Below are 15,730 nucleotides of genomic sequence, written 5' to 3' on the forward strand. Positions count from 1 at the left end.
GATCGGCCCGAAAGTTTCGGGTGGCGAGGGCTATTGAAAGCCCATTCTTTGCCCTGATCGTGCTACTCAAAGCAGGATAAAACCATATGCTTTATGTAAGCACTGACTAACTTAGTGGCTTAGTCACTCTGTCCACCACATACAGAATAGAGCGATAAGGCACACCGGAATGTTCGGTTAAACCAATTTCACAGGTCCGGCTGTTGGATACCCCTTCCACACAGTTAGCCGGCACTTGCTGACTTAACAGACGCAGTGCGCTGGCATTCAGTTCCGGGGTTTTTATCCCTTTGTCTCCGGCAAAGCCACAGCAGTGGATACCATCAGGAATAATTACCTGATTACAGCAGCGATCAAGCAGGTTTTTCATTGGTGCCGACAGACCCATTTTCACACTGGAGCAGGTAACATGCAGCATGATAGGGTTATCTTCCGGAGTGAACGCTAACTTATCCAGTAGATAGTGATTCACAAACCCAACGGGTTCAAACAGCGCCATGGGTTTAGTGAAACCTTCCACGGCGCGCAGGGCACAAGGACTGGTATCAATCAGTACCGGGTATTTCCCCTGCTCGCTGGCTTCCCAAAGCGCTTGCTCCATATCGGCCAGTCTTTCTGAGGCAACCAAGGTGATACCTTTGCTGTTATAAGGCATTCCGCAGCACAGTCTATCCAGTTTTTGTGGATAAATTACCGAGAAGCCCGCTTTGTTTAACAGGCTTTCTACGATGTCGGTCAGAGGGCGTTGGTCCGTATCATTGGCGGATGCTCCCATGGTGCGTGATGCACAGCTTGGTAAATAGACGACCTTCAAATCGCCAGTGACCAACTTCGGTGCTTTTGGTGAAGTAGCGCCACGCGGGAAAGAGGGCGTTAACAGAGGAATATATCCGGCGCTGGCGACATTCAGTGCTTTAGTGATTTTGCCAAAGCGCGGCTGACCAATAACCTTACCGGTAGCGGCAACGGTATTTAATGCCAGACGGGCGCCCCCGGTAATGGTAGTGAAGTGATCGGCGGTCCAGCGAGCGATACGTTCATAGCGCATATTGCGCTGGGTACGAATATCGCGAATCAGCTCACCGGTGTTAATTCCTACCGGGCAACGGCGGGCACACAGGCCGGTGGCGGCGCAGGTAGCGTCTCCCAGATAAAGGAAATCTTTCTCCAGCTTTTTCAGCCGCTTGTTATCATCTCCGCTGCGACGCAGGCGGTTAATTTCACGCCACATAACGATACGTTGACGAGGTGTAAAAGAGAGACTGGTAGAAGGGCAAACCGGTTCACAGAATCCACACTCAATACAGCTATCCACGCGCTTATCGGCGGCAGGCAACAGTTTTAAGTTTTGCAAATGAGCCTGATGGTCGCGGTTAAGTAGTACGCCGGGGCTCAACAGATGATTTGGATCGAACAGGTTTTTCAACTGCCACATGAGTTCGTAGGCTTCACTGCCCCACTCCAGTTCCACAAACGAGGCCATATTACGGCCGGTACCATGTTCTGCTTTAAGTGAACCTTTATATTCAACGGCAACCAACTGAGCAATATCTTCCATAAATAGTTGATAACGGGAAACTTCCGCCGGAGAGTCAAAAGACTGCTGGAAGACAAAGTGCATATTGCCATCAAGTGCATGACCGTAAATAACCGCGTTGTAGTCATGTTTGATAAACAGTTTACGCAGGTCGCGCACACCGGCGGCCAGTTGTTCAATGGGGAAGGCCACATCTTCAATAATGACCGTTGAACCTACCGGACGAACGGCGCCAATTGCCGGGAAAATACCTTTGCGAATTGCCCACAGGCGACCAAACTCTTCGGGTTTATCAGTGAAGGGAACCTGCTGTTCCAGCGTGAAACTGGTAATGGATGACATAATTTGTGCCATCTTGTCCTTCAGCGTATCGGCATCGGCGGCACGGACTTCCACTAACAGCGCTGTGGCATCTTCACTAAGATGAGGCATAAAGTCAGGCAGACCATCTTCATTTTCTACTGAAGCCAGTGCGCCACGGTCCATCAACTCTACGGCAGAAACCGGCTGTTGTTTCAGAATACGCGTTGCCTCACAGGCGGCTTCGATATCGTTGAATACAAACAGGGCAGAGGCTTTAAACGGATGCTCCTCCACCGTGCGGTAGGTAATTTCTGCAATAAAACCTAATGTGCCTTCAGAACCAATCATCAGGTGGGTCAGAATATCCAGCGGATGGTCAAAATCAACCAGTGCGTTCAGGCTGTATCCGGTGGTGTTTTTTAGCCGGTACTTATGGTGAATCAACTCTGCCAGATGGTTATTTGCTTTGGTTTGTTGAGCCAGTAACCCGAGCTGTTCCAGCATTTTCCCGTGGGTTTTATTGAAGGAGGCGACGGATTCGCTGTCGGCGGTATCAATTAGCGTGCCATCCGCCAGAATCAGGCGCATTGCCTGTAGCGTTTGGTAAGAGTTTTGAGCGGTACCACAGCACATGCCGCTGGCGTTATTGGCCGCGATGCCGCCAATTTTACAGGCATCAATGGAGGCCGGGTCCGGGCCAATTTTACGACCAAAAGGTGCCAGATAGCGGTTGGCATCAGCACCAATCACTCCCGGCTTTAGGGAAATATATCCTGCATCACCAAATATCTTATACTGGCGCCAGCTGTCACCCAAAATAATCAGAATAGAGTCAGTAATCGCCTGACCGGACAGGCTGGTTCCCGCCGCCCGAAAAGTAACCGGAAGCTTGTGCTTCCGCGCCAGTACCAGCGTTTGCTGTACTTCCCGTTCGCTGTTAACCCGTACAACAATTTGAGGGATTAAGCGATAGCAGCTGGCATCAGTACCATAAGCCATGGTTCTTGATGGATCGGTATAAATAGATTCTTTAGCGATAACATGACAAAGCTCACGATAAAAAGGTTGGTAAGATACTTTCATTTATATATCCTTTACTTTTTGCGCAATAAATGCGTTTCTTTGTTATTGATTATAATAGTAAAATCACGAAATTATTGTGATCACACTCTATCTTTAATCGCTATTGAATCGATTCATATTACAAATGTGTTTCCATCGCGTTGTCAGGTGAATGGGCCCTTCATTATTTTAGCCAATGTGCTGCGGGCTGAGATAAACGGAGTTTTTATTAAGGATCCTTGATTTAGTCATTTATACTGTGTCAGTACAGGCCATTGTGCATAGTGACATGCCGTGGCCTTTTTGAATAAAACCTCTGACAGGTGCACTTTCGACTCAGTGGAGTCGTTATATATAGGATGAACTCTGATGTTAGAACCTCTTGTTATTGCCAAAAGCAATGAGTTAGAGCTGGCGATTTTGCCTGCGCTGGCTAACCGTCATGGATTGATTACCGGGGCAACCGGAACAGGAAAAACCGTCTCGCTGCAGAAAATGGCAGAGAATTTTTCGCGAATTGGTGTGCCGGTATTTATGGCTGATGTAAAAGGCGACCTGTCGGGTATTGCTGCCGAAGGAGTAATGAACCCAAAACTTCAGTCTCGTCTTGAGGCGTTGAAAGTAACCGACTGGGATCCGGCAGCTTGTCCTACCGTATTCTGGGATGTTTTTGGTGAGAAAGGCCATCCGGTGCGCGCAACGGTTTCTGATATGGGGCCGGTTTTACTTTCCCGTTTACTGAATCTGAATGATGTTCAGTCCGGTGTGCTGCAATTAGTGTTTAAAATTGCCGATGACAATGGTTTGTTACTGTTGGATATGAAAGATCTGCGCTCAATGGTGCAGTTTGTTGGCGATAATGCCAAGCAGTTTCAGACTCAGTACGGCAATATTTCCAGCGCTTCCATTGGTGCAATTCAGCGTGGTTTGCTAACGCTGGAACAGCAGGGAGAGGAGAGCTTCTTTGGCGAGCCAATGTTAGATATTTTTGACCTGATTAAAACCAATGCTTCAGGTCAGGGCATCGTCAATATTCTGGCGGCGGATAAGCTGTATAACCAACCAAAACTATATGCCATCTTCCTGCTGTGGTTGTTGTCTGAGTTGTTTGAACATTTGCCTGAAGTGGGCGATATGGACAAACCGAAGATGGTGTTCTTCTTTGATGAAGCTCATTTGCTGTTTAATGATGCTCCAACCGCACTGCTGGAAAAAATTGAGCAAGTGGTCCGTCTGATTCGTTCTAAAGGCGTCGGTATCTATTTTGTGACTCAAAACCCACTGGATATTCCGGACAGCGTATTGGGACAATTAGGTAACCGGGTACAACATGCACTGCGTGCTTTTACCCCTCGGGATCAAAAAGCGGTCAGAGCAGCGGCAGAAACCATGCGGGCAAATCCGGCATTTAATGCAGAACAAGCCATTACCGAGTTGGGCGTTGGTGAAGCACTGATTTCATTTTTGGATGAGAAAGGGCGCCCAAATATCGTTGAGCGTGGTTTTGTCATTGCACCTTGTTCACGTATGGGCGCACTGAGTGATGATGAACGTAATGGTTTGATTAACCGTTCTCCGCTGTATGGTCGTTATGAAGAGGTGATCGACCGCGAGTCTGCCTATGAAAAACTAACTGCGGGTGCTGGTGTGGCAACACCGACTGCGAAAGATGTCCCTGCGAAACAGGCAGAAAACCAACAGAAAGAAGATGAGGATGGCGGCTTACTGGGCAGCCTCAATGATATTCTGTTTGGCACCACAGGCCCACGTGGCGGTAAGAAAGATGGCTTAGTACAGACTGCGGCTAAATCAATGACTCGCCAGTTGGGTAACCAGATAGTGCGGGGTATTTTAGGTAGCATTTTGGGTGGTAAACGTAGATAACTGAAGTTGTGAGCAGAATGAATTAGGGTCAGTGGATATTTGTATCTTAAACAATGTGATGACAAGCTATCATCACACTGAAACAGAGAGAGCTTCAGAGGATATTTAAGATATTATCTCCGGCCGTAATAACAAAGTGCCCATATAGCCTTTGTGCTCGGCCGGAAGGGCATTTGTACTCCACATTTGCGTGCGCCGGGCCCAGGCTGCCTACGGGCAGTTATGAAACACCTTGCGGTGTTTCACCCTTCGGGCCAGCGCTTGCGCCAAGTCGACCCCCACGGCACCCTCTCCCTCCGTTTGGCTGTTTTTAAACACAAATATCTAACGTTCAATATCAAAAATAGCGGTTTAATGCCGCTATTTTTGTTGTTGATTACACCTGTCAGCTAAAGCGAATCGCTATTCGTCAGCTTCAAACCAGTCGGTATTGCGTTGGGAAATGGTGGTCACCGTGGAGATCATCTCACCAAGGTGCTGCTTCATGGCGGTTTCTGCCGCATCGGGGTCGCGTTTTTCCAGTCCGTCATAGATTTTGTAGTGTTGTTCAATCAGACTTTCCGGTGGAGAAACATCCGCAAGGCTCATAAATCGCACCCGGTCCATAGTGGCCTTAATGGTTTCGACGGTTTCCCATGCCATTGGGCAATCGACAATTTGGGTAAAAGTGCGATGGAACTCATCATCCAGCTCTAAAAACTCTTTAATACGCTTATTGCTGGCGGCAAGCTCCTGACGATGGAGATTGTGTTTAAGCTGCATCAAATGCTCCGGCGTGACCGCTAACGCAGCCCGGCGAATAATCGCTATTTCGACGGCTTCGCGGATAAAACGCCCATCGGATACGCGCTTGGCGGAGATCTTCATTACGAAGGTGCCGCGCTGTGGCAGAATCTGGACTAACCCGGTTTCTGACAGCTTGATAAAAGCTTCTCTGACAGGCTGTCGGGAAACATTGAAGCGAGTTGAGATCTCTTTTTCTGACAGTAAAGTACCCGGACGAATCGTGCAATCAACGATCTCTTGCCTTAACAGGCGGTAGATTTGCTGATTGACGGGTTCACTGGTAGCGAATGGGTAAGCAATGGTCATTGATGTCAATAGAGCTCTTACTGTAGTTATCAACTTTCCGCATTATAGCGAGGCTTTGTAGATAATTCGCCAAAATTCTTATGGAAAATCGTCATTTTTTAACAAATTTAATTAAGTCGTGAATGAATATTTTCACTGGAGTAAATTAGCCAGCAAATCAGAACAAAGGTATTTAGCAGAAAACGGGTTGGTTTTAACCATTAAACAGGTTTTTCGCCCACAAATTATCCCGCACATAAATTAACCTATCATGATTAATTCACATTTAAATTGATCTTTGGCGTGTAATTCAGCAATTCATTGACGTGTCATATCTGTGTTTGCATGGGAAAAAATGACAAAAATGTAATCTGAGCATTAGCGGTTTGTCATTCAGGTACATGTTTATCGGGTGGATAGTGCAAGAAGTTCTAATGAGAGTACTGGTTTAGGGCTGGCGCCGGTGAAATCTATTGTAGCGCTGCATAACGACACCATTTGGGTGGAAAGTGAAGTGGGCCACGGCAGTCGATTTGTGATGAGTTTTCCGTCGGTTTAACGCAAGCCGATAAAAACAGCCACCCGGGTGGGTGGCTGTTTACGGACCAATAAACCGGAGGGTTTATCAGAATTGCTTAACCAGCAGCGCTACGCTCTGTTTTGCACCGAACTGCAACAACTGTAGATAAGCTTCTGTCACGGCCGCCACAAAGCGGGCATTTTGCGGTAGTTCTTTACCAAACACCACTTCCAGCGACAGTAATGCTTTTACGCGTTTGGTACCTTCTTCACTGGTAGCAACCAGCGCTTTTAACTGTTCCTGCAGTGGATCGCTGACTTCAATCGGTTGCCCTTGCTCATCAATACCCCCAACGTAACGCATCCAGGCTGCAATACCCAGCGCCAGACAGTCAAAGCGGCTGTTATGGGCAAGATGGTAGCGCACTGAATCCAGCATACGCTGTGGTAGCTTCTGCGTTCCATCCATGGCAATTTGCCAGGTGCGGTGTTTTAGAGCGGTATTGCGATAGCGGTTAAGCAGCGAGTTGGCATAGGCCTCCAGATCAACTCCCTGAGTACGCAACGTTGGAGCCTGTTCGCTTAACATCAGATGGCGAGCGGCAGTGGCATAGTTGCCGTCCTGCATACAGTCGTTAATATGCTGATAACCTGCCAGATAACCAAGGTAGGCCAGAAATGAATGACTGCCGTTTAACATACGCAGTTTCATCTCTTCAAATGGCAGCACATCTTGTACCAGCTCTGCCCCGGCTTTTTCCCATTCAGGACGACCGTTAACAAAGTTATCTTCAATCACCCACTGGTGGAATGGTTCACAGGCTACGCCTGCCGGGTCGTTAATTCCACCCAGTTGCTGTGTGATTTTATCCAGCGTTTCCGGGGTAACGGCTGGCACAATGCGGTCTACCATAGTGGACGGGAAGCTGACATTAGCTTCAATCCAGTCTGCCAGTTGTGCATCCTGAATACGGGCTAACGCCAGAACGACATTGCGGGTCACATGACCATTTTCCGGCATGTTATCGCATGACATCACGCTAAAAGCGGGGAGGTTGCGATCGCGGCGCAGTCGTAAGGCCTGAACAATTGTACCGGGTGCTGATTTTGGCGTTAACGGGTTAGCAATATCATGCTGAATCAGTGGATGACCTTCGATTAGCATGCCGGTAGCAGGCTGATAGCAATAGCCTTTTTCAGTAATAGTAATAGAAACGATGGCGATTTCCGGTTGTGCCATCGCTTCCAGCACGCCATTGATACCATCAACTTCACCATGAATAGCGCGGCGAACCACACCCACGACACGACCAGACCAGCTTTCCGAAGCCATTTCCGCCACAGAGTACAACAGATCCTGTGAGTTCAGATCGCTAATCTGCTGCTCACCGCCAATCAGGTTAACTTCACAATATCCCCAGTTGCTGCCGTATTCTGATGCCAGAATGTCGGCGTAAACTGCCTGATGAGCGCGGTGAAATGCGCCGAAACCTAAATGCACAATCCGAGTCCGGAGGCTGCTTCTGTCGTAGTCAGGCACGATGATATTATTCGGCAGATGACTTAATACTTTGTTTGATAAATTCATATCGTCGGTTAACCCGTTAAGTTATAAATAAGCGCTACTGCAATTAAACTTCAGTTGCGCTACGACGAACATCAACGCTTAATGTTTCATGAACAGGAACTTCCGCCGCATCTCTTGGATCGCTCAGGTCACGATCTTTCACTTCAGGCATGCAAATAGCCGAAATTAAACCGATAGATGAATAGACGATAATCATCGCCACGATTGGCCACCAGGAATCGGTCATATTACAGAAGATACCTGCCAGTACCGGACCAAAACCTACCGCAACCAGACCACCGGTCTCTTTAGAAATGGCCATCCGGGTAAAGCGATTACGTGAGCCAAACATTTCGGCCATGGTGATGTTTTCAAGGGCAAACAGACCTAATACCGCAATGTTATGGATAATGATGATGCAGGCCATAATCACGTTAACCTCACCGGCCTTATCAATAATCATTGATAGCATTGGATAGGCTAAGATGATGGCGCTGATACTCAGAACGATATAAGGCAGACGACGACCAATTTTGTCAGACAACCAGCCCAACAGTGGAATAGTCAGGAAGCCAAAGATTGAACTGATCATTAACGCATCGGTTGGAATGCGCTTTTCAAATAGCAGGGTTTGTACTAAATAACCGGCCAGGAAGGTTTGAATCAGACCTGAGTTACCCGCCTGTCCAAAACGCAGTCCGGTTGCCAGCCAGAATGATTTACTGGTGAACATAGAAAGAATCGAGCTCTCTTCCGCGGCGACTTTTTTCGCAGTTACTGTTTTTGCTGCTGCGGTTTCGCTGGCTTGTTCAAACACCGGACTCTCTTTCAGGTTCATTCGTAACCAAACGGCGAAGATCATTACTACCACACTGGACAGGAACGGAATACGCCATCCCCAGTCAAGCAGCTGTTCTCTGTCCAGTAGAACAAACATTACCGCCCAAATCGCCGTGGCGCTCAATGTTCCACAGTTGGTTCCCATCGCAACCAGTGAAGAGATAATGCCGCGTTTACCTTTAGGCGCATATTCTGCCAGCATGGTGCCCGCACCGGAGATTTCAGCACCCGCGCCCAGCCCCTGAATGATACGTAAGGTAATCAGTAGTAGTGGTGCAAAGATACCGATTTGAGCGTAGGTTGGTAATACGCCAATCAGTGTGGTACAGATACCCATCATGGTGATGGTGATAAACAGAACTTTCTTTCTGCCAATGGTGTCGCCCATTCTGCCAAAGATAAAGGCACCAACGATACGTGCGATATATCCGGCACCGTAGGTTCCCATTGCCAGAATCAGCGCCATTGCTGCCGATTGTTCAGGGAAAAAAATCTCATGGAAAACCAGCGCTGCGCCCAATGAGTACAGTTGAAAATCCATAAATTCGAGAGCGGTTCCCAGCCAGCCGGAGACCGCGGCCTTAACCAGATCAGAAGTACTTCTTTCCGGTTTATTATTTGTTGATTCCGTGCTTTTAGTCATATTTCTGCTCTCTACGGTTGTTGTTATATATACAGAAAAGGTATGGGTACAGAGGTTTTCTGTTAAAACTTTAATAAAACTTTGCAACAGAACTTCGGATCTTTTTCAAATATCTCCATTGCTTCAACGACTTGTGTGTAATCAAACTGATGGGTAATCAGTTTTTCCGGATGGATTTTTTTGCTGTTCATCCAGTCAATAACCATTGGGAAACGATTACTATTGAGGCGTGAGCTATAAATAGTCAGTTCTTTGCTGGTGATGCCCTGCTGATTAATGACACAAGGATCGGAAGAGAAACCCATAATGCCGATGCGGGCCGCTGGCGATGCTAAACCAATCGCTTCCGGCAAAATTGACGGGTGGCATGCAGCATCAATAATCAAAGTTGGGCGGATACCCAGCTCTGCCAGCTCTGCGGTGAGATCAATATCGGTATTGTTGATGACGAGGTCGGCACCATTCTCTTTAGCCATGGCTAAACGTTCATCAATACGGTCCGCAACAATAATCTGTTTAACGCCGTACACACCACGCAGTGCCTGGATAGAGGTCAAACCCATCGGGCCTGCGCCATATACCAGAGCAATATCCAGTGGGCCGGGGTGCATCTGACTACAGATATTGGCGGCGATGGTGAAAGGCTCAATCATCGTCGCTTCCCGATCCGGGATGCTGTCAGGAATGATATGGGCATTCTTTGCCGGTAGGGTGATGTATTCACTAAATCCACCATCCCGATGTACACCGATCACTTGTAAAGCGGTACAAACATTCGGACGGCCTACAGAGCAAGGGTAGCAGTGACCACAACTGACCACCGGATCGCCAACTACACGTTGACCAACGTGGGATGTATCAACACCTTCGCCAACCGCATCAATACGACCAAAGAACTCATGGCCAATGACGCGCGGATATTTCGCAAAAGGGTTATGACCACGGTAGATATGTACATCTGAACCACAGATACCGGCGCTTTCTACCCGCAAACGTACTTCACCAGCCTGTGGTTGCGGTACCGGGCGATCCTCTATTACTAAAACTTCGGGTTGTTGAATGACTACGCTTTTCATATTGTTTTCCTTAATCACCAGTTCCACAGCGTACCGTCAGTTAAACGAGCAACAGGCAAGCAGGCGGCTTCATAGGGGTATTTGGCAGCCAGTTTTTCATCAAAATCGATGCCCAGACCTGGCTTGTCGCTTGGGTGCATGTAGCCATCATCAAAGGTCCAGTTGTGCGGGAAGACCTCCAGCATCTGCTCGGAATAACCCATATATTCCTGCACGCCAAAGTTTGGTACCCACAGGTCAAAATGCAGCGCTGCCGCGTGGCAAATTGGTGAAAGATCGGATGGACCATGAGAACCGGTGCGAACCTGATACACGGCGGCAAAGTCAGCAATGCGGCGCATATGGGTAATGCCACCGGCATGGGTGATCGTGGTACGGATATAGTCGATTAGCTGCTCTTCAATCAGCTGCTTGCAGTCCCAAATGCTGTTGAAGACTTCACCCACGGCAATCGGGGTAACGGTATGCTGGCGGATCAGGCGGAAGCATTCCTGATTTTCCGCTGGCGTTGGATCTTCCATCCAGAACATACGGTAGTCTTCAATGCTTTTACCAAAACGAGCGGCTTCAATTGGTGTCAGACGATGGTGCATGTCATGTAGCAGGTGCTCATCAAAACCAAACTTATTGCGCATCGCGTCAAACAGTTTTGGTGTGAAATCCAGATATTTCTCAGTGGACCACAGTTGTTCTTCCGGGTAGTGGCCTTTGGTGGCTGGTTCATAAGCCAGATTTTTACCTTTGCTTAAGCCATAGGTCGTTTTCATTCCCGGCACGCCGCACTGAACGCGAATAGCTTTAAAGCCCATCTCTTTATGTTTAGCGTAGTCTTCCAGCACTTCATCAATAGTGCGGCCAGTGGTATGACAATACACCATAACTCCGGTGCGGGATGCGCCACCGAGCAGCTGATAAACCGGCATATTTGCTGCTTTACCTTTGATATCCCACAGGGCCATATCAATGGCTGAAATAGCGGACATGGTGACCGGGCCGCGGCGCCAGTAAGCGCCTTTATAGAAAAATTGCCAGATATCTTCGATTTGATGGGCATCACGACCAATCAACTGTGGGCAAAGATGATCCTTAAGGTAGGAGGCAACGGAGAGCTCTCGTCCATTGAGGGTGGCGTCACCAACACCATAAATACCTTCATCGGTAGTGATCTTGACGGTAACGAAGTTACGACCGGGGCAGGTAACAAAAACTTCAGCCTTTACGATTTTCATAATGCATCCATCCTGACGGAAAAATAGAACTAATTTGGTATAGAAAGTGAACACAAGATACTTTTGGATTAACTACCATACAAGTATGTCTAGAATGTTTATAAAAGGAAAATTTAAAACTGTGACCAGAATCACCGTAAGATTCACAGAGTGTCATGAGTAATTATTGAATAATTATGAATTTTTATTTATGCGGTGTTTTTTAATAAGTATTTAATTATTGAGGTGTGCAGGATTTTTATGTGTATTCTTATTTATACAAATTGATTTTATATTCAGTTTTGGTAGTGTGGAGTAATTCGCGGTGAAATCAATAGGGCAGTTTTATGGACAGTAATACATCAGTTAATCGCAATACTTTTGATCACGTTATGTTACCCGTGTACGCGCCAGCAACCTTTGTACCGGTAAAAGGTAAGGGTAGTCGGGTTTGGGATCGGCAGGGGAATGAGTATATCGACTTTTCCAGCGGTATTGCCGTTACCGCGCTGGGACATTGCCATCCCGCTTTGGTTAAAGCATTGAATACCCAAGGGGAGATGATTTGGCATACCAGTAATCTGTTCACCAACGAACCTGCCTTACGATTGGCCCAAAAATTGATTGATTCAACCTTTGCTGAGCGGGTATTTTTTGCCAATTCCGGCGCTGAAGCTAATGAGGCCGCCTTTAAGCTGGCGCGTCGTTATGCCATTACTCGTCATAGCCCTTATAAGACCAAAATCATTGCGTTTAATAATGCCTTTCATGGCCGCACGCTGTTTACCGTTTCCGTTGGCGGACAACCAAAATACTCCGACGGCTTTGGCCCAAAACCGGCGGATATTGTGCATATTCCTTTTAACGATCTGGATGCGGTTAAAGCTGTTATTGACGACCACACCTGCGCAGTTGTGCTGGAACCGGTTCAGGGGGAGGGGGGAATCACCCCGGTTGATGCAGAATTCTTGCGCGGGGTCAGAGAGCTGTGCGACCAATACAAAGCGCTATTGGTATTTGATGAAGTACAATCCGGTATGGGCAGAACCGGTTCTCTGTTTACTTATATGCAATACGGTATTGTTCCGGATATTTTAACCTCGGCTAAAGCGCTGGGCGGCGGTTTCCCGATTAGTGCCATGCTAACTACTAATGAGGTGGCGCAAGTGATGGAGCCCGGTGTTCATGGCACCACCTATGGCGGAAATCCTCTGGCCTGTGCGGTAGCAGAAGCGGCGTTTGATGTGATTAATACGCCAGAAGTGCTGTCAGGCGTACAGGTACGTTATGAGTATATCGTCACCCGTCTGGAAGAAATTAACCAGCTTTATCATGTATTCACTGATGTTCGCGGCTTAGGTCTGCTAATCGGTGCCGAACTACAACCCGGCTATCAGGGGATGGCTCGAGAGTTTCTTGCTGCGGCAGTAGAAAATGGCCTGATGCTGCTCAATGCCGGCCCTAATGTAATCCGTTTTGCACCTTCGCTGGTGATCCCCGAGAAAGACTTGCAACAGGGGATGGAGCGCTTTGAACAAGCGGTGAAACAACTAGTTGAGGCGAAAGTGAAGTAATTTGATTGCTTTTAAATTGACAAAGGATATGAATAAGCGAAGTTAAACTGAGGGAGAGGCCGCTGTTGGGGTCGTAGCAGCTTTAGCTGCCGGACAAACAGGCAAAGCCTGTTTGAACAGCGCTTGCGCTGGCCCGCAGGGTGAAATACCGAAAGGTATTTCATAACTGCCTCTAAGCGGACTAGGCCCGAAGCACGCCAAAGTTAAGTACGATGGTCTTCCGACCGAGTACAAAGGTGATATGTACTATATTGTATTTACGGTCGGAATATTCACCTAAGCTAATTTAGAAGAAACAGTAATTACCCCTCTTCTCTCAATCTCCGCTTTAACCACATCCCATGATGTGGTCGCTGTGGCCATGCCAGTGAAGAAATGGTGTGCATCGTCGTAAGATGCGCCATTATTCGCTCGATATGCTTTTCCATTGAGGTCTCTTCCCGCTCATCCTGATCTTCTGACTCCATAATGGGCAAAATGCCGGGATCGCCGCTGGGACCATCATATTCAAGACGTTGCTGGCAGGTTTGAATCAAAATCTCACAGGCGTTTAAATATTCCTGCGCCAGTGCTGGCACCAGTACATACTGGTCCCGGGCGATGGTTGTCATTGCATTCAGGTGTTCAACTAAAAACTGACTATGGGTCACCCATAAACGCATATCGGCTAGATATCGCGTATTAAAACCCGGCTCCTGCATGGCCTGATTCAATGCGGTAAACAGCGTATTGTGTGCCTGATTAACCTCCATTCGGGTATAGGCAAGTTCAGCTACATCATTGGTCATATTAAATATTTGCCGCAGATGCTGTTGATAGGTTTCCAGTGCATTGTGAGCATTCTTACGTAACAGTGCGCTTTGCCATTGAGGCCATAGCCACAGGCTACTGGCAAATGCCAGCATACAGCCAATAACCGTATCGATCAGGCGCGGCAGCAGGTAGTTCATACCGCTGTTGGCGATAATCTGTAAGGTATAGAGGGCGGTAATTGTGAACCCAATAACCGCGATACCGTAATTTTTACGCACGATCAGATAGGAGCAAAACGTCAGTACCAACATCATCGTAAGCATCAGATTTTGAGAGTAATAGAGATGTAAGATTGCTGCTCCGGCGAGAATGCCAATCATAGTCCCCAGCGAACGATGCTGGATCCGTATTCGGGTGGCATTATAGCCGTTCTGGCTGACCACCATGATGGTCATCAGTATCCAGTAAGGCTTAGGCAAATTGAGCGTCAGACCAATTCCTGCGCCTGCGGCTAATGTGATACCAAGACGAGCCGCATTCCTGAATGCGGCGGACTTAAGTGAGCAATAATTTTTTATCGCCTGTAAAAAAGAAAGGTGGCTTTGTATCGGCATTAATGTGCGGTTATATAACGGCTTTTGGCGGCGAAGCAGGCGGGAAATACGACAAAAATGGTAATAGCAAAAAGTGCCTACCGGATTATCAGGATGTTGCCGGGCGATTTTCTCCAGCGCTGACAGCTCATTATCCATATTAAAAGGCTGGGGGCGACGATGGTAGAGAATATCATCAGCCAGAACCTGTAAGCGGTGACTTATCATTTTTGCATTATGGCGAATAACAGCTTCAGCCTGGCTTTGCTCAACCAGCTTTTGTACCTCATCTGGCAGATGCAAGCTGACGGTAACATGCTCCTGTAAATCAAGGGCTACCTGAAACGCCTGAATAAATCGACGATGACGAGGGTGCTTCAGATTGGGAATCATATAGATTTGCTGATAGAGCTGAGTGATGATATCCATCACTTTTTGCTGGCGTAACAGCAGGGGGGGAAGCGCTTTCTCCGGGTCGGTATGTTGAGTGAGTAAACTGTACTTCTCGTCAAAATAATAGGCCAACTGCCGGTAAAGCAAACTAAGCGATTCCCGCATAGGTTGTTCTTGCCAAAGCCGAAACCACAGGTGGATAAACAAACCATACCAGACCGTGCCAATGACAAATAGCATGGCTACGCGCCAAACGGGTAAATTGCCCGCCATGCTGAGTGTAAAAATGGCGGTGACTAATGCGGCAGGCATTAACCGACCATAAAGCGGACTGATTTCTGCCGTTACTCCAAATAGCAACGTCAGAATCAGCATGCAGAGCGGCAGCGGGACAGACCACAACAGAAGAAATTGCAACAGCACGCTACTGGTAACAAACAGTGCGCCACCGATAGCCAGTCGTTTGAAAAAGTGCTTATGGGGTGTGTCCAGACCACCAATGCTGCAGCAGGCAGGAACAAGAGAAAGTAAAAAACCGGTTGGTAAATCCCCTAGTAGCCAGAACAGAAATACCGGCAAACAAAGAACCAGAGTTTGCCGAAGAGCATAATTGACTTCCGGATGATAAACGACTCGCCGCCACATAGGCCTCCCAGGGAAAGGGAAACGGACATGGCATCAGGAGGCCGTAAACATGTCCGTTTCAC

At 47.7% G+C, this 15,730-nt stretch carries 10 protein-coding genes; 3 read left to right on the top strand and 7 right to left on the bottom strand.

Annotated elements, in window-relative coordinates; translation table 11 throughout:
- Positions 1 to 106 precede the first annotated feature (106 nt).
- A complete protein-coding gene (locus LPW36_RS08980; protein ID WP_230609349.1) occupies positions 107 to 2,923 on the bottom strand; it encodes an FAD-binding and (Fe-S)-binding domain-containing protein in 2,817 nt (938 codons plus the stop codon).
- 348 nt (positions 2,924 to 3,271) lie between these two features.
- Between LPW36_RS08980 and LPW36_RS08985 the strand changes: the two genes are divergently transcribed.
- On the top strand, positions 3,272 to 4,786 hold the full coding sequence (locus tag LPW36_RS08985) for a helicase HerA-like C-terminal domain-containing protein (protein ID WP_230609350.1): 1,515 nt from the start codon (positions 3,272 to 3,274) through the stop codon (positions 4,784 to 4,786).
- Positions 4,787 to 5,188: 402 nt separating this feature from the next.
- On the opposite strand, the gene LPW36_RS08990 is transcribed toward LPW36_RS08985, so the two are convergent.
- Positions 5,189 to 5,878, bottom strand: a complete 690-nt coding sequence (locus LPW36_RS08990; protein WP_230609372.1) for a GntR family transcriptional regulator — start codon at positions 5,876 to 5,878, stop codon at positions 5,189 to 5,191.
- A 391-nt stretch (positions 5,879 to 6,269) separates the two neighbouring features.
- On the opposite strand from LPW36_RS08990, the gene LPW36_RS08995 reads away from it, so the two are divergent.
- Positions 6,270 to 6,416, top strand: coding sequence for an ATP-binding protein (locus LPW36_RS08995; RefSeq protein ID WP_230609351.1), 147 nt, complete (start codon positions 6,270 to 6,272; stop codon positions 6,414 to 6,416).
- A 66-nt stretch (positions 6,417 to 6,482) separates the two neighbouring features.
- Here the strand turns inward: LPW36_RS08995 and LPW36_RS09000 are convergent, their stop codons facing one another.
- The 4 genes from LPW36_RS09000 to manD form a co-directional block, all read right to left on the bottom strand.
- Entirely contained in the window at positions 6,483 to 7,964 is a 1,482-nt protein-coding gene (locus LPW36_RS09000) for a mannitol dehydrogenase family protein (RefSeq protein ID WP_230609352.1), read from the bottom strand.
- A 43-nt stretch (positions 7,965 to 8,007) separates the two neighbouring features.
- Positions 8,008 to 9,426 carry an MFS transporter gene (locus LPW36_RS09005; protein ID WP_230609353.1) on the bottom strand — a complete coding sequence of 473 codons (1,419 nt, stop codon included), beginning with the start codon at positions 9,424 to 9,426 and terminating at the stop codon, positions 8,008 to 8,010.
- Positions 9,427 to 9,488: 62 nt separating this feature from the next.
- Entirely contained in the window at positions 9,489 to 10,502 is a 1,014-nt protein-coding gene (locus LPW36_RS09010; RefSeq protein WP_230609354.1) for a Zn-dependent oxidoreductase, read from the bottom strand.
- 14 nt (positions 10,503 to 10,516) lie between these two features.
- Positions 10,517 to 11,731: a D-mannonate dehydratase ManD gene (gene manD, locus LPW36_RS09015; RefSeq protein WP_230609355.1), complete on the bottom strand. Its 1,215-nt coding sequence runs from the start codon at positions 11,729 to 11,731 to the stop codon at positions 10,517 to 10,519.
- A gap of 326 nt (positions 11,732 to 12,057) precedes the next feature.
- Between manD and argD the strand changes: the two genes are divergently transcribed.
- Positions 12,058 to 13,284, top strand: coding sequence for a bifunctional acetylornithine/succinyldiaminopimelate transaminase (gene argD, locus LPW36_RS09020; RefSeq protein WP_230609356.1), 1,227 nt, complete (start codon positions 12,058 to 12,060; stop codon positions 13,282 to 13,284).
- 302 nt (positions 13,285 to 13,586) lie between these two features.
- Here the strand turns inward: argD and LPW36_RS09025 are convergent, their stop codons facing one another.
- Complete coding sequence (locus LPW36_RS09025) at positions 13,587 to 15,668, bottom strand: YccS/YhfK family putative transporter (protein WP_230609357.1); 2,082 nt, start codon at positions 15,666 to 15,668, stop codon at positions 13,587 to 13,589.
- Positions 15,669 to 15,730: the final 62 nt, after the last annotated feature.

It is taken from the genome of Limnobaculum eriocheiris (assembly GCF_021010575.1).
GTDB classification, from domain to species: Bacteria; Pseudomonadota; Gammaproteobacteria; order Enterobacterales; family Enterobacteriaceae; genus Limnobaculum; species Limnobaculum eriocheiris.